The organism is Pseudomonas sp. GW821-FHT02A08, from assembly GCF_059422045.1.
On the sequence record NZ_JBWKWD010000020.1, the window covers coordinates 78373 to 100328 of the forward strand.

21 protein-coding genes and 1 pseudogene are annotated in these 21956 nt (G+C 60.5%); 13 read left to right on the top strand and 9 right to left on the bottom strand.

All coding sequences use genetic code 11. The features are described 5' to 3' along the window. Window positions 1-3: 3 nt before the first annotated feature. The 4 genes from AC07W4_RS15840 (at window position 4) to AC07W4_RS15855 (ending at window position 3811) form a co-directional block, all read left to right on the top strand. A complete protein-coding gene (locus AC07W4_RS15840) occupies window positions 4-537 on the top strand; it encodes a hypothetical protein (protein WP_495033041.1) in 534 nt (177 codons plus the stop codon). Between the two features lie 91 nt (window positions 538-628). Then, on the top strand, window positions 629-1210 hold the full coding sequence (locus tag AC07W4_RS15845) for a hypothetical protein (protein ID WP_495033042.1): 582 nt from the start codon (window positions 629-631) through the stop codon (window positions 1208-1210). 36 nt (window positions 1211-1246) lie between these two features. Beyond that, window positions 1247-3256, top strand: coding sequence for a type VI secretion system Vgr family protein (locus tag AC07W4_RS15850; RefSeq protein WP_495033043.1), 2010 nt, complete (start codon window positions 1247-1249; stop codon window positions 3254-3256). A 12-nt stretch (window positions 3257-3268) separates the two neighbouring features. Further along, the gene (locus tag AC07W4_RS15855; protein ID WP_495033044.1) at window positions 3269-3811 is read left to right on the top strand and encodes a toxin-antitoxin system YwqK family antitoxin; all 543 of its coding nucleotides are present in this window, start codon (window positions 3269-3271) and stop codon (window positions 3809-3811) included. A gap of 147 nt (window positions 3812-3958) precedes the next feature. On the opposite strand, the pseudogene AC07W4_RS15860 reads toward AC07W4_RS15855, so the two are convergent. Both AC07W4_RS15860 and AC07W4_RS15865 read right to left on the bottom strand, forming a co-directional pair. Then, a pseudogene (locus AC07W4_RS15860) lies at window positions 3959-4036 on the bottom strand (DUF4280 domain-containing protein); the annotation flags it as partial. A gap of 290 nt (window positions 4037-4326) precedes the next feature. Further along, a complete protein-coding gene (locus AC07W4_RS15865) occupies window positions 4327-4722 on the bottom strand; it encodes a DUF4280 domain-containing protein (protein WP_008046692.1) in 396 nt (131 codons plus the stop codon). Between the two features lie 190 nt (window positions 4723-4912). Between AC07W4_RS15865 and AC07W4_RS15870 the strand changes: the two genes are divergently transcribed. Together AC07W4_RS15870 and AC07W4_RS15875 are read left to right on the top strand one after the other, a co-directional pair. Further along, window positions 4913-5980 carry a phosphotransferase family protein gene (locus AC07W4_RS15870; protein WP_008046693.1) on the top strand — a complete coding sequence of 356 codons (1068 nt, stop codon included), beginning with the start codon at window positions 4913-4915 and terminating at the stop codon, window positions 5978-5980. 37 nt (window positions 5981-6017) lie between these two features. After that, the gene (locus AC07W4_RS15875; RefSeq protein ID WP_008046696.1) at window positions 6018-6785 is read left to right on the top strand and encodes an SDR family oxidoreductase; all 768 of its coding nucleotides are present in this window, start codon (window positions 6018-6020) and stop codon (window positions 6783-6785) included. Window positions 6786-6849: 64 nt separating this feature from the next. On the opposite strand, the gene AC07W4_RS15880 is transcribed toward AC07W4_RS15875, so the two are convergent. From AC07W4_RS15880 to AC07W4_RS15905, 6 genes are all read right to left on the bottom strand, one after another. After that, window positions 6850-7071 (bottom strand): hypothetical protein, encoded by a 222-nt coding sequence (locus tag AC07W4_RS15880; protein WP_495033045.1) that lies wholly within the window; start codon window positions 7069-7071, stop codon window positions 6850-6852. 235 nt (window positions 7072-7306) lie between these two features. After that, the gene (locus tag AC07W4_RS15885) at window positions 7307-7948 is read right to left on the bottom strand and encodes a LuxR C-terminal-related transcriptional regulator (RefSeq protein ID WP_495033046.1); all 642 of its coding nucleotides are present in this window, start codon (window positions 7946-7948) and stop codon (window positions 7307-7309) included. Between the two features lie 103 nt (window positions 7949-8051). Then, on the bottom strand, window positions 8052-8990 hold the full coding sequence (gene sigJ / locus AC07W4_RS15890) for an RNA polymerase sigma factor SigJ (protein ID WP_495033047.1): 939 nt from the start codon (window positions 8988-8990) through the stop codon (window positions 8052-8054). A 3-nt stretch (window positions 8991-8993) separates the two neighbouring features. After that, entirely contained in the window at window positions 8994-9428 is a 435-nt protein-coding gene (locus AC07W4_RS15895) for a carboxymuconolactone decarboxylase family protein (protein WP_495033048.1), read from the bottom strand. A gap of 94 nt (window positions 9429-9522) precedes the next feature. Then, complete coding sequence (locus AC07W4_RS15900) at window positions 9523-10806, bottom strand: Zn-dependent hydrolase (RefSeq protein ID WP_495033049.1); 1284 nt, start codon at window positions 10804-10806, stop codon at window positions 9523-9525. A gap of 144 nt (window positions 10807-10950) precedes the next feature. Continuing rightward, complete coding sequence (locus AC07W4_RS15905) at window positions 10951-12435, bottom strand: NCS1 family nucleobase:cation symporter-1 (RefSeq protein ID WP_495033050.1); 1485 nt, start codon at window positions 12433-12435, stop codon at window positions 10951-10953. A gap of 541 nt (window positions 12436-12976) precedes the next feature. On the opposite strand from AC07W4_RS15905, the gene hydA reads away from it, so the two are divergent. From hydA to preA, 3 genes are all read left to right on the top strand, one after another. After that, the gene (hydA, locus tag AC07W4_RS15910) at window positions 12977-14416 is read left to right on the top strand and encodes a dihydropyrimidinase (protein ID WP_495033051.1); all 1440 of its coding nucleotides are present in this window, start codon (window positions 12977-12979) and stop codon (window positions 14414-14416) included. Window positions 14417-14576: 160 nt separating this feature from the next. Then, window positions 14577-15944 carry an NAD(P)-dependent oxidoreductase gene (locus tag AC07W4_RS15915; protein WP_495033052.1) on the top strand — a complete coding sequence of 456 codons (1368 nt, stop codon included), beginning with the start codon at window positions 14577-14579 and terminating at the stop codon, window positions 15942-15944. Then, entirely contained in the window at window positions 15945-17219 is a 1275-nt protein-coding gene (preA, locus tag AC07W4_RS15920; RefSeq protein WP_495033053.1) for an NAD-dependent dihydropyrimidine dehydrogenase subunit PreA, read from the top strand. Window positions 17220-17344: 125 nt separating this feature from the next. On the opposite strand, the gene AC07W4_RS15925 is transcribed toward preA, so the two are convergent. Beyond that, window positions 17345-17965 (bottom strand): TetR/AcrR family transcriptional regulator, encoded by a 621-nt coding sequence (locus AC07W4_RS15925; RefSeq protein ID WP_008046717.1) that lies wholly within the window; start codon window positions 17963-17965, stop codon window positions 17345-17347. Window positions 17966-18100: 135 nt separating this feature from the next. Between AC07W4_RS15925 and copC the strand changes: the two genes are divergently transcribed. The 4 genes from copC to AC07W4_RS15945 all read left to right on the top strand — a co-directional run bounded on the left by copC (window position 18101) and on the right by AC07W4_RS15945 (window position 21945). Continuing rightward, window positions 18101-18466, top strand: a complete 366-nt coding sequence (gene copC, locus AC07W4_RS15930) for a copper homeostasis periplasmic binding protein CopC (RefSeq protein WP_495033054.1) — start codon at window positions 18101-18103, stop codon at window positions 18464-18466. Between the two features lie 3 nt (window positions 18467-18469). Further along, a complete protein-coding gene (gene copD / locus AC07W4_RS15935; protein WP_495033055.1) occupies window positions 18470-19327 on the top strand; it encodes a copper homeostasis membrane protein CopD in 858 nt (285 codons plus the stop codon). Window positions 19328-19574: 247 nt separating this feature from the next. Further along, window positions 19575-20870, top strand: a complete 1296-nt coding sequence (locus AC07W4_RS15940) for an OprD family porin (protein ID WP_495033056.1) — start codon at window positions 19575-19577, stop codon at window positions 20868-20870. Between the two features lie 250 nt (window positions 20871-21120). Continuing rightward, window positions 21121-21945: an NAD-dependent epimerase/dehydratase family protein gene (locus AC07W4_RS15945; protein ID WP_495033057.1), complete on the top strand. Its 825-nt coding sequence runs from the start codon at window positions 21121-21123 to the stop codon at window positions 21943-21945. Window positions 21946-21956: the final 11 nt, after the last annotated feature.

Consider the following 21956-nt stretch of genomic DNA (forward strand, 5'->3'; position numbering starts at 1 on the left):
CCCATGAACTGGGATGACTTGTGCGGGATCAACACTGAAGACGGAAAGGCGATCGACATGAACACCATATTGCACGTCGATCACAACAAGCGAGGTAAAACCGGCATGCCCGCCGGTGATGTTCTGGTCGACATGATGAACAAAGCCGACAACCTTGACCTGGAAGCCACGCCCAAAACGACACGCTACGGGTTGGCCGATGGTATTGCGTTCCACATCGCGCAATACGTACCGGACGGCAAGGCGCTGACGATCAAGAGCAAGTTCGTCGGCGAGAAGCGCGGCTCGGCGGTGTGTTTTGAAAACGCGCTATACGACGACACGCTGATCGCGCAAATCAATGGTATCCAGGGCAACCTCATCATCCATCAAGGCATGGCCCCCTGCAAACGCTGTCGGGCGGGTTACAAGAAACTCGCCCAGAACGGCATGCGGACCATTGTCATCTCCAGCGATACGGGATACGACAACGCCCCCAAAGACACTGTGTTCCTGTTTTCGCCCACCGGTTTGGTGTTTTACCGGCAGAAGAAGTAGCTCATGGGCATGCTCATTATCGGATGAGCTTTCTGCCTTGCACCGGCCAGTAGAAAAAGCGGACTGACGGGGTTTTCAACAGGAGATAGACATGACGGAAGTACATAAGGTCGGTCGTTACGCAGGTGGAGATGTGGCAATGACAGGGGCAAACCCTCTATACGCCACTTGGCTGGCGGCCAACCAGGCCACGAATGGCGGCACCATTCCCGACCTGGCCAGTATTTGCCATGAGTCCTCTTCAACCCGTCGCGCCCTGGCCGGGTCGGGAGCGTCTCATGGAACCTGTTTCGCACTGGTCGAACATTTCGATGCCGCACGTGGCGTACTGATGTACAAATTCGGCGACAGCGCACTGAAACTGGACCTCCTTGGAAACTACACCACCACAACCAAAAAAGTCGTCACGACCCTGCGCGGGCATGCGGAAATCAGTGCATTGGTCCAGGCGATCAATAGCGTCACCCTTCCGGACGGCGATTACAGCAACTTCGTCACCCGTATCTATATCGAACTCAGCCCCTGTCAGCTTTGTGGACCGCAACTCGCCCCCTATGTCGCAAACTCGGTATTGATGTACAGCTACGACTATGGACAAGACCGAGACATGGATGCGTGGGTCAGTGATAACCAGGCTGCAATCCATGCCAGTGGCGGTAAGTTCAAGTGGTAAGCCTTCCCTTATCTACCCACCACCCGAGGCCTTTCAATGCCCCGCTCCACCGACAGCAACACCAGCCTCTCTTTCACCGCCGCCTCGCTGTCGGCGCTTTACCCTGAGTCGCTGTCCGGCGAAGAAGCGCTCAACGCGCTGGGTTCGCAAACTCTCAACGGCCTCAACGACGGCGCCGCCCTCGCCCTGACTGGCGCCGTCGCCACCCACGTCACCACGACCCTGCACAACGACGCGACAACCCGGCCCTTCGACGCACTGGTTGCCGAAATCCGCCAGCTCCCCGCCGACGCCACCGCCGAGCGCTATCAACTCGTGCTACGCCCCTGGCTCTGGTGGCTGACCCTGGCCAGCAACAACCGGGTTTTCCAGAACCTGTCCACATCAGACATCGTCACCACGATTTTCAAGGCACACGGCTTCACCGATTTCACGCTGAAACTCACCGGCAGCTACACCCCGCGCGAGTACTGCGTGCAATACAGCGAAACCGATTTCGCCTTCGTATCGCGCCTGTTGGAAGAGGAAGGGATTTTCTGGTTTTTTACCCACGAAGACGGCAAACACACGTTGGTGTTGGGGGACAGTAACGATGCCTTCCCACAAGTCCCGAACGGGCCGAAGGTAAACTATCTCGGCCAGCAGTTGGGCGAGCGCGAACTGCATGGCATTCGCTCCGGCCAGGTGTGCATGCAAGCCGTAGCCGGGGTTTATCGGGCGACGGATTACGAATTCACCACGCCGACCACTTCGCTCTACAGCCAGGCCGAAGCAGTCGCCGGGCCCCGGTCGATGTACGAGCATCCAGGCAGCTACAACGCCAAGGCCCGCGGCGATACGCTGACCAAGCAGCGCGTCGATGGCTTGCGCAGTCAGGAGAAGCGTTTTATCGGCGAAAGCGACTGCCGCTGGCTGGTGCCGGGGCACTGGTTCACCCTCGCCGGTCATGATGATGCGAGCCTGAATATCGATTGGGTGGTGACGACGGTGACTCACGAAGTCAACCACGATAACTACCGCAATCGCTTCGAAGCGATCCCCAAAGCCACGCCTTATCGCCCGGCTCGAATCACGCCCAAGCCGCGCATGCACACGCAAACGGCGATTGTGGTCGGCAAGTCGGGCGAAGAAATCTGGACCGACGAATACGGCCGCATCAAATTACAATTCCCCTGGGACCGCGACGGCAAGAACGACGAAACCAGTTCGTGCTGGGTACGGGTGGTGCTGCCCTGGAGCGGCAAGGGGTTCGGCATGCAGTTCGTCCCGCGCATCGGCCAGGAAGTGATCGTGACCTTTATCGACGGCGATCCCGATCGGCCGCTGGTGACCGGTTGCGTCTACAACGGTGACAACGCCCTGCCCTACGCGCTGCCGGCCAATCAGACCCAGTCCGGGATCAAGACCCAGTCGTCCAAGGGCGGCGGCGGTTTCAACGAGTTGCGCTTTGAGGACAAGAAGGACGCCGAAGAGGTGTTTGTGCAAGCGCAGAAGGATCTGAAGATCAACGTACTCAATGACACCACTGCCACCGTTGGCCACGACGAGACCCTGACGGTGCAGAACGCGCGCACGCGCACGGTGAAGGAAGGCGACGAGACCGTGACCCTGGAGAAAGGCAAACGCAGCGTGACCATCCAGACCGGCAGCGACAGCCTTGACGTGAAGGACAGCCGCACGGTGAAAGTCGGCGCCGACCAGACTCACAGCACGGGCGGAAACTACGACCACACGGTCACCGGCAACTACAGCCTGACCGTGGACGGCAACCTGACCATCAAGGTGACCGGCACCCTGACCCTGCAAAGCGGTGGCAGCTTTGCGATCAAGAGCGGCGCAGACATTGCCGCCGAGGCCAGCACCTCGATCAGCCAGCAAGCCGGCACCTCCTTGAGCAACCAGGCCGGCACCTCGCTGGAGAACAAGGCCGGCACGACAATGACCAACGATGCCGGGATCAGCCTCACCAACAAGGGTGCCGCTTCGCAGACCGTGGATGGCGGCGGCATGCTGACCATCAAGGGCGGCCTGGTGCAGGTCAACTGACAAGGAGAACCCATGGCCATCACACCGCTGGACTTGCAGCAGAACGATAAACAGCTCAAAGGTCGCTTGCTCGATGGTCAGCTCGACGGTGCGTTGCACATCAAGGATGACGGGCGCGCACAAGCCGATTTGCACTACAGCCAGGGCGAATTGCAAGGCACTACCCTGCTGTATCACCCCAATGGCAAGGTCTCGGCGCATCTGCCGTTTGTCCGTGACAAGCTGCAGGGGATCGCCAGTTTCCATGCGCCGCAAGGCTGGCTGCAACGCAAGGCGACTTACCGCCGAGGGCTGCTGCATGGCGAGGCGTTCAATTACTTTCCCGACGGGCAACTGGCCGAGGCCGAGTGCTACCGCGATGGCGTGCGCGAGGGGCGGTATCAGCGCTTTCACCCCAACGGTAAAACCGCCGTCGAGGCGCGGTATCTCAATGGTCAGTTGCTGGAACCGGAACAGGGTTTCGCCGCCGATGGGCGACCGCTGGACGCCGGGGGCAAGCCGATCTCGAGGGTCCGCTGGTGGTTCAGGCGCTGGAGTGATCCTGTCGAGGCCTGAGGGATCGCGGGCAAGTGCACAAATTCTCAATTCACAGAAGATCCCCTGTGGGAGCGGGCTTGCTCGCGAAGCGGCCGGCACATTCAATATCGATGTTGACTGACACCCCGCTTTCGCGAGCAAGCCCGCTCCCACAGTTCGATCGAGTCAAGGAATGAGCATCTGCATCTGCCCGGGCATCACAATCTTGATCACCCCGGCCCAGTTGCACATCAAGGTGCTGTTTCCCCTGTGGGAGCGGGCTTGCTCGCGAAGAGGCCGGCACATTCAATATCGATGTTGCCTGACACCCCGCTTTCGCGAGCAAGCCCGCTCCCACAGTTCGATCGAGTCAGGGAATGAGCATCTGCATCTGCCCGGGCATCACAATCTTGATCACCCCGGCCCAGTTGCACATCAAGGTGCTGTTTCCCCTGTGGGAGCGGGCTTGCTCGCGAAGAGGCCGGCACATTCAATATCGATGTTGCCTGACACCCCGCTTTCGCGAGCAAGCCCGCTCCCACAGTTCGATCGAGTCAGGGAATGAGCATCTGCATCTGCCCGGGCATCACAATCTTGATCACCCCGGCCCAGTTGCACATCAAGGTGCTGTTGGCGTCGATCGCCGGCATGCCGCCCAGCAGCACCGTAGGCGCCCCGCCCGGTATCCACGGCGTGGCGGTGGCCGGGATGCAGGGCATCGGTGTCAGCACACCCAGCGCCGCGGCGGTGGCGGCTGCGACCGTCGGGTTGGCCAGGCTCGTGCACACACCAAAGGGCATGATGTTGACCAGCGGAATGTGATCCATGATGTTCGCCGCCGGCAGGCCGGCGGTCAGTGTGCGATTGACCGGCAGCACGTTGAGCACGGCCGGTGCCGCGCCAAAACTGCATTGCAGGGTAGCGGTGGCACAGACTTGCGGACAACCCATTTCAAACCTCCTTCCTGGCAGCATCCTGCCCCCTGAACCATAGTCCGCCGGGCGAGTTCTCGCACATCAGGAACGCTGATTATCCTGCAACACGCTAACCTATAAGACCGTGCCACGCTTGTGGCACTCACGTCTCACCATTAGATTAGCCAATAGTTTAAGGCCTCCAGAATAAGCAGAAGGGATAAGCATGGCGCTTAACGACCAGTCCACCCGTATCCGCACCGGCGAAGAGCTCGATGCCAGCCTGATCGATCCGTACCTCAAGGCCCATATTCCGGGGCTCAGCGGCTTGCCAAAGATCAGCCAGTTTCCGGGCGGCGCTTCAAACCTCACTTACTTGCTGGAATACCCGGAACAGGAATTCGTCCTGCGTCGCCCGCCCTTCGGCCACAAGGCCAAGTCGGCCCACGACATGGGCCGTGAATTCCGCATCCTCAATCAGCTGCGCGATGGTTTTCCGTACTGCCCGAAAGCCTACGTGCACTGCACCGACGAATCGGTGATCGGTGCCGAGTTCTATGTCATGGAACGGGTCAACGGCATCATCCTGCGCTCGGACCTGCCACCGGAACTGGGCCTGGATTCGGCGAAAACCGAAGCCCTGTGCAAGAGCTTCATCGACAAGTTCGTGGAACTGCACCGCGTCGACTACAACGCCTACGGCCTGGGTGACCTGGGCAAGCCCGAAGGCTACGTCGCGCGGCAAATCAAAGGCTGGAGCGATCGCTACGAAAAGGCCCTGACCCCCGATGCACCGCAATGGGACGTGGTCAAGGCCTGGCTCAACGACAAGATGCCGGCCGACCATCCGACCTCCAGCATCGTGCACAACGACTACCGCTTCGACAACGTGATCCTTGACCCGAACAACCCGATGCAGATCATCGGCGTGCTCGATTGGGAACTGACCACCCTCGGCGACCCGCTGATGGACCTGGGCAACACCCTCGCCTACTGGATCGAAGCCGATGATCCGGCGCCGGTGCAGATGATGCGCCGCCAGCCGAGCCACGCGCCGGGCATGCTGACCCGCCGTGAGTTCGTCGACTACTACGCCGAACGCTCGGGCATCCGCATCGAAAATTTCGACTTCTACTACACCTACGGCCTGTTCCGCCTGGCCGGCATCGTGCAGCAGATCTACTACCGTTTCTACCATGGCCAGACCCAGGACAAACGCTTCGCGCAGTTCATTCACATGAACAAGCTGCTGGAGCAGATGAGCCTGCAGGTCATTTCGAAATCCAGCCTCTGATCAGTGTCATCACAAGGCTTCATAACAAGGGAATCCCATGTCCAAGACTCAGTTGTTCGACCTCGACGGCAAGATCGCTTTCGTCTCCGGCGCCAGCCGTGGCATCGGTGAAGCCATCGCCAAACTGCTGGCCCAGCAAGGCGCCCACGTGATCGTGTCGAGCCGCAAGCTCGAAGGCTGCCAGCACGTCGCCGACGCCATCATCGCCGCTGGCGGCAAGGCCACCGCCGTTGCCTGCCACATCGGCGAAATGGAACAGATCAGCCAGGTCTTCGCCGGCATCAAGGAACAGTTCGGGCGCCTGGACATCCTGGTCAACAACGCCGCGACCAACCCGCAGTTCTGCAACGTACTGGACACCGACCTCAGCGCCTTCCAGAAAACCGTCGACGTGAACATCCGCGGCTATTTCTTCATGTCGGTCGAAGCCGGCAAGCTGATGCGCGAAAACGGCGGCGGCAGCATCATCAATGTGGCCTCGATCAACGGTGTTTCGCCGGGCATCTTCCAGGGCATCTACTCGGTGACCAAGGCGGCGGTGATCAACATGACCAAGGTCTTCGCCAAGGAGTGCGCGCAGTTCGGGATTCGCTGCAATGCCTTGCTGCCAGGCCTGACCGACACCAAGTTCGCCTCGGCACTGGTGAAAAACGAAGCCATCCTGAACACCGCGCTGCAACAGATCCCGCTCAAGCGCGTAGCCGACCCGAGCGAAATGGCCGGCGCAGTGTTGTACCTGGCCAGCGATGCTTCCAGCTATACCACCGGCGTTTCGCTGAATGTGGATGGCGGTTTCCTGTCCTGATGGCCTGAGTTCCACAACCCCCTGTGGGAGCGAGCTTGCTCGCTCCCACAAAGTGAACCCCGATTTACTGCGTGACGCAACGAGTCGTAGTGGTGACTCGGGTCACCTGCCCGTCTTCAGCCCGCACATCGCCCAGGACATCGGTTTTATCCATGGCCTGGCAGGTGCGTTCAGGAGGGGGTGGCGTGACCGCTGGAGGGGGTGGCGCACTGGCACAGCCGCCGAGGATCGCCACGCACAATGCCAGCGACAAAGGTGAGATAACGCGTTTCCCAAGAGTTTTCATAGGTTGACCCGCGATAAGTGATAGACACATTTTTTGTGACAACAAAACCGGCGTGCAAAATCCATGCACCTGTCAAAAAATAAATATCCGCGAATCATTTATAGCCCAGTCCGTGGCCAACACCCGTAAAAGCTGACAGTTCTTACATCACCGGATGCGGGGGTTACAGGGAGTTGCTTTGCAGTTCGTAACGCAGAACTTCGATCAATGTGGTGACCGATAGTGCGTTTGTACCTTAACCCTGCCCCTTCGACCGGGATTCACCAGAGAACAGTCCCCGCTCCCGAGCCCAGACAATCGCCCCGCTGCGACTGTGCACATCGAGCTTGGAATACACCGTAGCCACATGGTTGCGCACTGTGTTCGGCGCCAGTTTCAGGCGCGCGGCGATGTCCTTGTCGGCCAGGCCTTCGCAGATCAGGCCCAGCACATCGCGCTCACGGGCGGTCAGTTGCCCTGTGCTGGCCCGGTCAGTGACATCGTCCATGATCAACACCAGCGATTGCGGCTTGCCACGGCTGTCAGCCAATACCAGGCTGCGCACGCGATGGACCCAGGTGCACGCTTCGCTCCCCGCCGATGTCACCTCCACCAGCACATCGCTGAACGTCTCGCCACGGGCCACCCGATTGATCGGGTAGCTGTCGGCCGACACGAGGTGATTGTTGCGATAACGCAGGACGAAGCGTTTGACATAGGCTTTGGCGTTGCTGCCCAGATCGCTGATGTGCGCTGCGCCGTGCATGGCCAGCGCGGCATCATTGGCCCACAGGATGCTCTGGTTGGGGTCCAGCACAATCACTCCGTCGGACAGGCCGGCGATGATTTGCCGCAATTGGCGGTGATCGGTTTCCGTGGTCAGGACGTCATGGCTCATTACGTCTCCACATGTATTGTGACCCTGTGAAGAATACGACCGCCGGAGTTGTGGTTAGTGCAATGAACCTTGTGGGAGCGGGCTTGCTCGCGAAAGCGGTGTGTCAGGTGACATACATGTTGACTGGTCTACCGCTTTCGCGAGCAAGCCCGCTCCCACTGGGATCTCCATCAAGCCCCGCCAGTTTGTCCGGATTACGCATGATGAAAACCCGATTCACCCGCCCCGCCTCATCAAAGCCAAAGGTCATCGCCGCCGTGATGTTGCCGTCGGCCTTGATGATGACGCCTTGTGCACCATTGATTTCAGTGGGCAGCCATTCGCACGCCTGCCAATAGGTGTGCAGCGACTGACCGATGAACTCCAGTACACGAGTGATACCCGACAGGGTTTCGCGGATGGCCGCAGCCTTGCCGCCGCTGTCGGCGCAGAGTTCAACGTCTTCGCTGAGCATGGCGCTCAGGGCAGCGGTCGAACCGCTGGCGATAGCGCCGTGAAACGCACCCAGCAATTGGGTTTGACGCAGGGGTTCGGGCTGGTAACGGGCCTGTCCGCCGCCAAGACTCGCCTTGGCCCGAGACACCAGCTTGCGGCAAGCGGCTTCCTGCACCCCGACCGCATCGGCGACCTGCGGGTAATCCATGTCGAAGATTTCGTGGAGCAGGTACGCCGCGCGCTCCTTGGGTGTCAGGCGTTCCAACAGCAACATGAACGCGGTGGACAATGACGAGGCCAGTTCAAGCCTGTGTTCGGGTGAGTCCTGGTGGGTGGTGTGAATCGGCTCCGGCAGCCAGGTGCCGATGTAGTCGACCCGGGATGTGTGCGCCGAGCGCAGCACATCGATGCAGTGCCGGGTGCAGGCTGTGGTCAGCCAGGCAGCCGGCGTGGCGATGGAGGCCCGGTCGGCCTCCAGCCACTTGATGAACAACTCTTGCACCGCATCCTCGGCTTCGGCGCGCGAACCGAGAATGCGATAGGCCAGACCAAGCAAAAAGGGCCGGCGCTGCTCGAACACAGTAGCGGCGTTTTCAGTGCAGTTCATCAATCAGTGCCTCGACACCTGCAAGCGGTTCCACAGGTTGATCATCCCGATCTCGGCCGTCAAGGCGCCGATCTGTTCGTCATTGAAATGCGCCCTCAGTTCAATACGAAGGCTGGCGTAATCGGTTTTTGCATCCAGTACCGTCAAGGCTTCGGTCCACGCCAGCGCGGCGCGCTCCGAAGGGCTGAAATCACTGACATGACGCCAGACGATCAGGCGATCCAGGCGTTCATTGGTTTCATTGGCTTCCCGGGCCTCACGGGTGTGCATCTTCACGCAGAAACCGCACTGGTTGATCTGCGAGGCGCGCAGGTGGATCAAGTGCTTGAGGGAAGGATCGAGATCATGCTGATCGAGCACGACATGGACCTGGGTCAGGCTTTCGAAAACCTGTGGGATCGCTTGCAGCAGGTTGACCGCTTGGGTGTTGGACGACATCGTGTTGCTCCACTGATTGAGGGATTCAACAGGATGACGATTGAGGATTGCGCGTTGTGACGTGCGCTGAAAATTTCAGCGCACGTCACTCGGTTCAGGCCGCCAGCTCGCCCTTCGCCACCGCCGCCGAAGCCGCCAGCATCGCCCGCAACAGCACCGCACAGCCGGCCGCCAGGTCATCCGGCGCGGCGTTTTCGATTTCGTTGTGGCTGATGCCGCCTTCACAGGGCACGAAGATCATCCCGGCCGGGCCTAGTTCGGCCAGGAAGATCGCGTCGTGGCCTGCGCCGCTGACGATGTCCATGTGTGACAGGCCCAGGCCTTGAGCGGCACCGCGCACGGCTTCGACGCAGCCTTTGTCGAAGTACAGCGGCGGGAAGTCTGCCGTTGGCGTGAGCTCGTAGGTCAGGCCGTGTTCGTCGCAGGTGGTTTCGATGACTTCGCGCACTTCGGCGATCATCGCATCCAGGCGCGCCGGTTCCAGGTGCCGGAAGTCCAGGGTCATGCGCACTTCGCCGGGAATGACGTTGCGCGAGCCGGGATAGGCTTGCAGACAACCGACGGTGCCGCAGGCATGGGGTTGATGGCTGAGAGCGGCGCGGTTGAGCGCACCGACGATCACTGCGGCGCCGACCAAGGCGTCCTTGCGCAAGTGCATCGGGGTCGGGCCGGCGTGGGCTTCGACACCGCGCAGCTTGAGGTCAAACCATTTCTGCCCGAGGGCGCCCATGACCACGCCTATGGTCTTGCGTTCGTCTTCCAGGATCGGGCCTTGCTCGATGTGGGCTTCAAAGTACGCGCCGACTTTGTGGCCGCTGACTTTGCGTGGGCCGGCATAACCAATGGCATTGAGTGCTTGACCGACCGTCACGCCCTCGGCATCGACCTTGGCCAGGGTTTCCTCGAGGGTGAATTTTTCCGCGAACACGCCGGAGCCCATCATGCAAGGAGCAAAACGCGAGCCTTCCTCGTTGGTCCAGACCACCACTTCCAGCGGCGCTTCAGTCTCGATGTTGAGGTCATTGAGGGTGCGTAGCACCTCGACGCCCGCCAATACACCGAAGCAGCCATCGAACTTGCCGCCGGTGGGCTGGGTGTCGATGTGGCTGCCGGTCATCACCGGTGGCAGGTCCGGATTGCGCCCGGGGCGACGGGCGAAGATGTTGCCGACGGCGTCGATGCTGACGGTGCAGCCGGCATCGATACACCACTTGACGAAGATGTCCCGGGCCTGGCGGTCAAGATCGGTCAGGGCCAGGCGACACACACCGCCCTTGACCGTGGCGCCGAGCCTGGCCAGTTCCATGAGCGATTGCCACAGGCGGTCGCGGTTGATGTGCTGATGGCTGGACTGCAGAACGTCTACGGCCGCGTTCATGATGATCTCCTCTGGCTGTTCTTGTGTGTTTCTTCAGGCAATGCTTTGGTGATTGTGCGGCCGCCTTCGCGAGCAAGCCCGCTCCCACATTTGGAATGCATTCCCCCCTTGTGGGAGCGGGCTTGCCCGCGATGAGGCCCTCACTTACACCGCAGATTTCGCGACAGACGGGCTGGGCCGCATCACACTCAACCCGTAATAAATAACCCCACCCAGCGCCGAGCCGGTAAACCAGCCATAGCTGTAGAACCAGCTGAACGCATCGCTGCCCAGGGACAACAACGTCAGCACCACCGGCACGCCAAACGCGATGAACCCGCTCCAGTTCCACGCCGGGTACACGTCATCGCGGTAAAGGCCGGCAAGGTCCAGTTGCTGTTTCTTGATCAGAAAATAGTCCACCACCATGATCCCGGCGATCGGCCCCAGCAGGCTGGAATAGCCAAGCAACCAGTTGGAATAGACGGTTTCGAGACTGACGTCCGAGACAATCAGACCCAGTTTTTTCAGCAGCTCATGGGCCATCAATGCCAACCCGACAAACCCGGTGAGCAATACTGCCTTGGTGCGGTTGATCGCCTTGGGCGCGATGTTCTGGAAGTCATTGGTCGGTGACACGATGTTGGCTGCGGTATTGGTCGACAGCGTGGCGATGATGATCAGCGCCATCGCCAGTGCGACCCAAACCGGGCTCTGGATATGGCCGATCAAGGTCACCGGATCGGACACCGTCACCCCCACCAGTTTCACCGACGCCGCGGTCATCACCACGCCGAGGGACGCGAACAGGAACATGGTCAGCGGCAGGCCGATGATCTGCCCGACAATCTGGTCCTTCTGGCTTTTTGCATAGCGACTGAAGTCCGGAATGTTCAGTGACAGCGTGGCCCAAAAGCCGACCATCGCCGTCAGCCCCGCCGCGAAGTAACTGGCCACGCCGGCGCCTTCAGGACGCTTGGCCGGAATCGCCAGCAACTCGGTCATCGACACGTTGGGCATGGCCCAGACCAGCAGCCCTACACCCACCAGTACCAACAGCGGCGCCGACAGGGTTTCCAGCCATTTGATCGACTCGGCGCCGCGAATCACCACCCACAGGTTCAGCGCCCAGAACACCATGAAGCCGATGACCTCACCGGTGCCGCCCAAAGACTTCCAGCCCTCGAACACCGAGCCGAGAAACAGATGTATCGCCAGCCCGCCGAACATGGTCTGGATGCCGAACCAGCCACACGCCACCAGGGCGCGGATCAGGCACGGAATGTTGGAGCCGAGCACGCCGAAGGACGAGCGCAGCAGCACCGGAAAGGGAATGCCGTACTTGGTGCCGGGAAAGGCGTTAAGCGTCAGGGGAATCAGCACGATGATGTTGGCAAACAGAATCGCCAGCAGCGCTTCACCGACGGTCAGGCCGAAGTACGCGGTCAGCACGCCACCGAGGGTGTAGGTCGGCACGCAGATCGCCATGCCCACCCACAGCGCGGTGATGTGCCATTTGTTCCAGGTGCGTTCGCGCACCTTGGTCGGTGCAATGTCGTGGTTGTAACGGGGACTGTCGAGGACATCGCTGCCGGCTTCGAGCTCGAACAAGCCGTCGCGCTCGGTCACTTGCGATCTGATCTGTTGCATGGCCGCTCCACTGTTCTTTGAATTATTTTTTGCTCATCGGGGGCTGGCGGCATCAATAAACGTGCCGGGTACCCCGATTACGCATCGGGCAGTTCCATAAACACATTGCAACCAACTGATGTTTATCGGTTTTATTCGCTGACTCGACTATTTGTCAGGCCACTCAGGCCGAATGCCTGGCAAGTTGTCGAAACAGTCAGGACTCAAACTGGTGCGTCGATCTTTTTTCAATGGCTGCGCATCAACCATAGACCATACTCAAACAGCTGATTTCACATAGGAAATCTTGACTATTTTTTGATCCTGTCAAGTGCGTCAAAATGGTGAGGTCGCTCACCATTTTGGTGATTCTTATATTTAAACGTTAAATATCAATAAGTTAATAATTGCATAAGCTTATAAAAAATATTCTTGCCGATTCGGAAAACTGCAGCTAGCGTTTAATCCTGACAGCACTGACAGGAATACACCTGTTGACGCTGGCGTCATATAAAACATCTAGAGCCGGCACAAGCCGGTCATTGCCTGCGAGGAACTCGGAATGTCTCTGTTGATCCGTGGCGCCACCGTTGTTACCCATGATGAAAGTTATCGCGCCGATGTGTATTGCGCAGACGGCGTGATCAAGGCCATCGGCGAAAAACTCGATGTTCCTGCAGGCGCCGAAGTGCTCGACGGCAGCGGCCAATACCTGATGCCCGGCGGCATCGACCCGCACACCCACATGCAACTGCCCTTCATGGGCACCGTGGCCAGCGAAGACTTCTACAGCGGCACGGCGGCGGGACTGGCCGGGGGCACCACCTCGATCATCGACTTCGTGATTCCCAATCCGCAGCAATCCTTGCTCGAAGCCTTCCATCAGTGGCGCGGCTGGGCCGAGAAGTCGGCGTCGGACTACGGTTTTCATGTTGCCATCACCTGGTGGAGCGAACAGGTCCGCGAGGAAATGGCCGAGCTGGTCAGCCAGCACGGCGTCAACAGCTTCAAGCATTTCATGGCCTACAAGAACGCGATCATGGCCGCCGATGACACCCTGGTGGCGAGTTTCGAACGCTGCCTGGAACTGGGCGCGGTGCCGACCGTTCACGCGGAAAACGGTGAACTGGTGTATCACCTGCAACGCAAGCTGATGGCCCAAGGCATCACCGGGCCGGAAGCGCATCCGCTGTCGCGTCCTTCGCAGGTTGAGGGCGAGGCCGCGAGCCGGGCGATCCGCATCGCCGAAACCCTCGGCACGCCGCTGTATCTGGTCCACGTCTCGACCAAGGAAGCGCTGGACGAAATCACCTACGCCCGGGGCAAGGGCCAGCCGGTCTACGGCGAAGTACTGGCCGGGCACCTGCTGCTGGACGACAGCGTCTACCGCCATCCGGACTGGCAAACCGCCGCCGGTTATGTGATGAGCCCGCCGTTCCGTCCTCGCGGCCATCAAGAGGCGCTCTGGCATGGCTTGCAATCGGGCAACCTGCACACCACCGCCACCGACCACTGCTGTTTCTGCGCCGAGCAAAAAGCCGCCGGTAAGGATGACTTCAGCAAAATCCCCAACGGCACCGCCGGCATCGAAGACCGCATGGCAGTGTTGTGGGATGAGGGCGTGAACAGCGGACGCTTTTCGATGCAGCAATTCGTCGCGCTGACGTCCACCAACACGGCGAAGATCTTCAACCTCTACCCGCGCAAAGGCGCGATTCGCGTGGGGGCCGATGCCGACCTGGTGCTGTGGGACCCGCAAGGCACACGGACCATTTCCGCCAAGACCCACCATCAGCAGGTGGACTTCAACATCTTCGAAGGCAAGACCGTGAGCGGCGTGCCCAGCCACACCATCAGCCAGGGCCGCGTGGTCTGGGCCGACGGCGACCTGCGGGCCGAACGCGGGGCCGGGCGGTATATCGAACGGCCGGCGTACCCGGCGGTGTTTGATTTGCTGAGCAAGCGGGCTGAACTGCACAAGCCGACGGCTGTGAAACGCTGAAATCGAGGCCTCCGGCCTTCGCGAGCAAGCCCGCTCCCACAGGTTTTGTGGACACCCGAGATCCTTGTGGGAGCGGGCTTGCTCGCGAAGAGGCCGGTACAGGCAACAAAAAACAATGCCCATAAGAGGCAGCACCTCAAATAACCGTGAGGCCAAAACCGTGATCAAGACCCTGGACCACCTCCCGCATCCCATCGAGAATGCGGCCGCCCTCGCCGGCCATTTCACCGATCTGGCACCGCCGCTCAACGAGCGCCAGGCGCAACTGGAAGCCTCGCGCTGCCTGTATTGCTACGACGCGCCCTGCGTGAATGCCTGTCCGAGCGAGATCGACATTCCTTCGTTCATCCGCAACATCGCGCAGGACAACGTGCAAGGCGCCGCGCAGAAAATCCTCTCGGCCAACATCCTCGGCGGCAGTTGCGCCCGGGTGTGCCCGACGGAAATTCTTTGCCAGCAAGCCTGCGTGCGCAACAACGCTCACGAATGTGCGCCGGTCATGATCGGCCTGTTGCAACGCTACGCCGTGGACAACGCCCACTTCAGCGCTCACCCGTTCCAGCGTGAAGCGGCCACCGGCAAGCGCATCGCCGTGGTCGGCGCCGGTCCAGCCGGTTTGTCCTGCGCCCACCGCAGTGCCATGCACGGGCATGACGTGGTGATCTTCGAGGCGCGGGCAAAGGCTGGCGGCCTCAACGAATACGGGATCGCCAAATACAAACTGGTGGATGACTACGCACAAAAAGAGCTTGAGTTCCTGCTGGAAATCGGCGGCATCGAAATCCGCCATGGGCACAAACTCGGGGAGAACCTGACCCTCGGCGAACTGCACCAACAGTTCGATGCGGTGTTCCTCGGCCTCGGGCTCAACGCCAGCAAACAGCTGGGCCTGGCCCACGAAGACGCGCCCGGCCTGCTCGCCGCCACCGACTACATCCGCGAACTGCGCCAGGCCGATGACCTGACGCAACTGCCCCTGGCCGATCATTGCATCGTCCTCGGCGCGGGCAACACCGCCATCGACATGGCGGTGCAAATGGCCCGCCTCGGCGCCCACGATGTGAATCTGGTGTACCGCCGTGGCATCGAAGACATGGGCGCCACCCATCACGAACAGGAGATTGCCAAGGCCAATCAGGTGCGACTGATGACCTGGGCACAACCCGAAGAAGTGCTGCTCGATGACCAAGGCCGCGTGCGCGGCATGCGTTTCGCCCGCACCCGTCTGGTGGAAGGCCGCCTGCAAACCACCGGTGAAACCTTCGAACTGGCCGCCGACGCGATCTTCAAGGCCATCGGCCAGGCCTTTGACAATGACGCCCTCGCCGATCCGCTCGCGCGCGAACTCAAGCGCCAGGGTGAGCGCATCGAAGTCGATGAGAACCTGCGCACCAGCATCCCCGGCGTGTATGCCGGCGGCGACTGCACCAGCCTCGATCAAGACCTCACCGTGCAAGCCGTGCAGCACGGCAAGCGCGCCGCCGAGGCAATCAATGCTCAACTGATGCTCAACGTGGAGGCTGCGTAAATGGCCGATCTGTCGATTGTCTTCGCCGGCATCAAAGCACCCAATCCATTCTGGCTGGCCTCCGCGCCGCCGACCGACAAGGCCTACAACGTGGTCCGCGCCTTCGAGGCAGGCTGGGGCGGCGTGGTCTGGAAAACCCTGGGAGAAGACCCGGCGGCGGTGAACGTGTCGTCGCGCTACTCGGCACACTTCGGGGCTAACCGGGAGGTACTCGGTTTTAACAACATCGAACTGATCACCGACCGCTCGCTGGAGATCAACCTGCGGGAAATCACCCAGGTCAAAAAGGACTGGCCGGACCGTGCGCTGATCGTGTCCTTGATGGTGCCCTGCGTCGAAGAATCCTGGAAAAACATCCTGCCGCTGGTGGAAGCCACCGGCGCCGACGGCATCGAACTGAACTTCGGCTGCCCCCACGGCATGCCGGAACGGGGCATGGGCGCAGCGGTCGGCCAGGTGCCGGAATACGTGGAACAGGTCACCCGCTGGTGCAAGACGTATTGCTCGTTGCCGGTGATCGTCAAGCTCACGCCGAACATCACCGACATCCGCGTCGCCGCCCGCGCCGCCCACCGGGGCGGTGCCGATGCGGTGTCGTTGATCAACACCATCAACTCGATCACCAGCGTCAACCTCGAACGCATGGTCGCCAACCCCATGGTTGGCAGCCAAAGTACCCACGGCGGTTACTGCGGCTCGGCGGTCAAGCCGATTGCCTTGAACATGGTCGCCGAAATCGCCCGCGACCCGCAGACCCAGGGCCTGCCGATCAGCGGCATCGGCGGCATCGGCAACTGGCGCGACGCCGCGGAATTCATTGCCCTGGGCAGCAGTTCGGTACAGGTGTGCACGGCGGCGATGCTGCATGGCTTCCGGATTGTCGAAGACATGAAGGACGGTTTGTCACGCTGGATGGACAGTCAGGGCTACGCCAGCATTTCGGAGTTTTCCGGGCGCGCGGTGGGCAATACCACGGACTGGAAGTACCTGGACATCAACTACCAGGTGATCGCGAAGATTGATCAGGAGGCCTGCATCGGTTGTGGTCGTTGCCATATCGCGTGTGAGGACACCTCGCACCAGGCCGTGGCCAGCCTCAAGCAAGCGGATGGCACACACAAGTACCAGGTGATCGATGAGGAGTGCGTGGGCTGCAACCTGTGCCAGATCACCTGCCCGGTGCAGGACTGCATCGAGATGGTGCCGGTGGAGACCGGCAAGCCGTTCCTGGACTGGAACCATGATCCGAGGAATCCGTATCACGTCAGCCCTTGAAATCTGAGGCGCCTGAACTGGCGCCTTCGCGGGCAAGCCCGCTCCCACAGGGGATCTCAGTGTTAATACGATCCCTGTGGGAGCGGGCTTGCCCGCGAAGAGGCCAGCAGCCACACCCCCCAACCTCAAGGCTCCAACCCAATCCCCCGCAAAATCACGCTGGTCACCGTCTGCACCGCTTTCTCGAACTGCATGTCCGACAACGGCTGATGATCATTGAGAATATTCACCTGGTGATCGAAGTCGGCGTAGTGCTGGGTCGACGCCCAGATCATGTACAGCAGGCTCGACGGCTCCACCGGCAGGATGCGTTTGTCGTCCACCCACTGGCGGATTTTCGCTTCCTTCATCTTGGCCCAGTCGTACAGGCTCGCATCCAGCGCTTCGCCGAGGGTCGGCGCGCCATGGATGATTTCGTTGGCCCAGACTTTCGAGCCATACGGCCGGCTGCGGGAGTGGTTCATCTTGGCGCGGATGTAGCTGCTGAGCACCACGCGCGGGTCATCGAACATCTCGAAGCACAGCGCGTCCTGCTTCCAGACTTCCAGCAAGTCGAAGAGCACGGCGCTGTACAGCTCGGTCTTGGTGCTGAAGTAATAGTGCAGGTTGGAGCGCGGCAGTTGCACTTCAGCGGCGATGTCGGCCATGGCGGTGCTGCCAAAGCCCTTTTCAGCGAAGACTTTTTCCGCCCCCAGCAGGATTTTTTCGACGTTACTGCGACGAATCTCGATCTTGTGATTGCCCATGCGGGTCCCCGACAACAACGTTGAGCAAGACTAGCATCCGCTCTGGAATGCGGCGACAGGGGAAAACGAATCTTCGTACAGCCGCTGTCGGAAAGCTAAACTCTGCGCACTTGGAAACTGCCTGAGGTACCCACGATGCTGCTGAAGAAAACCCTGACCGTCGCTGCCCTGCTCGGCTCGCTGCTGGCCGCTTCTTCGGTGTTGGCCCACGCCCACCTGAAAAGCCAGACACCGGCCGCCGACAGCACCGTGGCCGCGCCGGCGCAATTGCGCCTGGAGTTCTCCGAAGGTATCGAGGCCAGTTTCACCAAAGTCACGTTGACACGGGATGGCGCACCGGTGGCGGTCAAGGCGCTGACCACCGAAGGCAGCGATAAAAAGACCCTGATCGTCACCCCGGCCGCGCCGTTGACTGCTGGCGCCTACAAAGTCGAATGGCACGCCGTGTCCGTCGACACCCATAAAAGCGAAGGTGCCTACGCCTTCAAGGTCGGCCAGTAATTCATGGCGAGTGCGCTGGTGCTGTGCCGCTTCCTGCATTTCATCGTGGTGCTGATGCTGTTCGGGGGCTGGGTGTTCAGGCCCTTGCTGGCAAATGGCGAAACCGCACTGGATCATCGGCTGACACGAACCTCCCGTTGGCTGGCCGTGGTGGCACTGGCCAGCGGGGTCTGCTGGTTGTTGCTGATTACCGCGAGCATGGCCGGCGCCTGGGACGCGGCCTTCGATCCGTCGACCCTGCACCTGGTGCTGGGCAATACCTTTTTCGGCCAGGTCTGGCGCTGGCATTTGCTGATCAACCTGCTGTTGCTGGCGTTGTTGCTGACCCCACTGCGCGCCAGCCTTGCGCTGCGCCTGATCCTCAGCGGCCTGCTGCTGGCCACCCTGGCCCCGGTCGGCCACGGCGCCATGCTCGATGGCGCCGCAGGGCGGTTGCTGATCCTCAATCAACTCATTCACTTGATCTGCGTGGGTGCCTGGCTCGGCGGCTTGATGCTGCTGGTGATGATCTTGCGTCAACCCGATGGGTATTCGATCCGCGTGATGCTGCAGCGCTTCAGCGGCGTCGGTTACGGCCTGGTCGCCGGGCTGCTGATCACCGGGCTGATCAACGTGCGGGTGCTCACCGGGGCGTTCTGGCCGACGCCGCTGTTCAGCGGGTTCGCCTTGATCCTGTTGATCAAGGCCGCGCTGGTGATGGCGATGCTGGGCCTGGCGTTGTTCCATCGGTTGCGCATCAATGATTGTGAGCTGCGTGTGCAAGCATTGCGCGCCAGCGTGATGCTGGAGTGGATGCTGGGGCTTGGCGCAGTGGCGGCGGTCTCATTGCTGGGCACCCTGCCCCCCATGATCTCTAAATGATGTCCCCATCCCCTGTGGGAGCGGGCTTGCTCGCGATAGCGGCCTGACATCCAACAGAAATGTTGACTGACAATCCGTCATCGCGAGCAAGCCCGCTCCCACAGGTGTTTCCCGGATATCCCAAAATTCGTACCAAGTCATCGTATAACTTCCGATTGACAACCCCCAAAAATCCCGCAAATATCGCCCTCAATGTTGTACGACGACGTATGACAACAATAAAAACAAGAAACAAGGGAGCGTCACAGTGAGCAAGCTCGTCCGCAATTCCTCCGCCCGTTCTTCGCGTCCAGACTTTACCCCTCGTCATACCCTGAGCCTGATCGGCTGCAGCGGCCTGGCCCTCGTCCTGCCCATCACCTGCCAGGCCGAAGGTTTCACAGACGACGCCAAGGCCACGCTGAACCTGCGCAACGCCTATTTCAACCGCAACTACACCAACCCGGCCTACCCCCAGGGCAAGGCGCAAGAGTGGACGCAGAACTTCATTCTCGATGCCCGCTCCGGGTTCACCCAGGGCACCGTGGGTTTCGGAGTCGATGTACTGGGCCTGTACTCGCAGAAGCTCGATGGCGGCAAAGGCACCGGCGGCACCCAACTGTTGCCGATTCATAGCGATGGCCGCCCCGCCGACAATTTCGGCCGACTCGGCGTGGCGCTCAAAGGCAAGATCTCGAAAACCGAATTGAAGGTCGGCGAATGGATGCCGGTGCTGCCGATCCTGCGTTCCGACGATGGTCGCTCGCTGCCGCAGACCTTCCAGGGCGCTCAAGTGACCTCCACAGAAATCACCGGCCTGACGCTCTACGGCGGTCAATTCCAGAAAAACAGCCCGCGTAACGACGCGAGCATGGAAGACATGTTCATGAACGGCAAAACGGCGTTCACTTCGGACCGTTTCAACTTCGGCGGCGGTGAATATGCGTTCAATGAAAAGCGCACGCAGGTCGGCGTCTGGTACTCGGAACTCAGTGACATTTACCAGCAGCAATATTTCAACCTGACCCACAGCCAGCCCCTCGGCGACTGGACCCTGGGCGCCAACCTCGGCTATTTCATCGGCAAGGAAGACGGTAACGCCAAGGCTGGTGACCTCGACAACAAGACCGCTTTCGCCCTGCTCTCGGCCAAGTATGGCGGTAACACTTTCTACGTCGGCCTGCAAAAACTCACCGGCGATGACGTCTGGATGCGGGTCAACGGCACCAGCGGCGGCACCCTGGCCAACGACAGCTACAACTCCAGCTATGACAACGCCCGGGAAAAATCCTGGCAGGTGCGCCACGACTACAACTTCGTCGCCCTGGGCGTTCCGGGCCTGACCCTGATGAACCGCTACATCAGCGGTGACAATGTGCACACCGGGAAAATTACCGACGGCGAGGAATGGGGTCGCGAATCGGAGCTGGCCTACACCGTGCAGAGTGGAGCACTGAAAAATCTCAACGTGAAATGGCGTAACGCGAGTATCCGCAAGAGTTTCAGCACCAACGAATTCGATGAGAACCGGATTTTCATCAGCTATCCGATCAGCCTCCTGTAAACACAGAACCACTGTGGGAGCGGGCTTGCTCGCGAAAGCGGAGTGTCAGTCGACATGTTTTTAGCTGACACTCTGCCTTCGCGAGCAAGCCCGCTCCCACAGGAGGGTATTTCAGTTCAGCGAACAGGAACGACCCTCCGTCAATTTCCACCAATGTCGCGTTGACAAGAGCCGGAAACCCTAACGATACTCAGCACAGTCGTACGACAACCTACAACAAACCAATAATAACCACGTGTCCAGGATTCCCATGACGACCACAGCAACCGCCCGCCCCCCTTTCAACCGCCTGCTGCTGACCGGCGCCGCCGGTGGCCTTGGCAAAGTCCTGCGCGAAAGCCTGCGCCCCTACGCCAATGTGATTCGCCTGTCGGACATCGCCGACATTGCGCCAGCCATCGATGATCGCGAAGAAGTCGTGCCGTGCGACCTCGCCGACAAGCAGGCGGTGCATCAACTGGTCGAAGGCGTGGACGCTATCCTGCACTTCGGCGGCGTGTCGACCGAGCACTCGTTCGAAGAGATCCTCGGCGCCAACATCTGCGGCGTATTCCACATCTACGAAGCCGCGCGCCGCCACGGGGTGAAGCGGGTGATCTTCGCCAGTTCCAACCATGTGATCGGCTTCTACCGGCAGGACGAAGTCATCGACGCCCGCTCCCCTCGCCGTCCGGACAGCTACTACGGTCTGTCCAAGTCCTACGGCGAGGACATGGCTACGTTCTACTTCGACCGCTATGGCATCGAGACCGTCAGCGTGCGCATCGGCTCCTCGTTCCCCGAGCCGCACAATCGGCGGATGATGAGCACCTGGCTGAGTTTCGGCGACCTGACGCAACTGCTCGAATGCGCCTTGTACACCCCGAACGTCGGCCACACCGTGGTCTACGGCGTGTCCGACAACAAGGACGTCTGGTGGGACAACCGCCATGCCACGGCCCTGGGTTTTGTCGCGCAGGACAGCTCCGAACAGTTCCGCGAAAAAATCGAAGCCCAGCCGATGCCTGCCGCCGATGACCCGGCGCGGCTGTATCAGGGCGGCGCCTTTTGCGTAGCCGGCCCGTTCGGTGACTGAACCTTCGCACC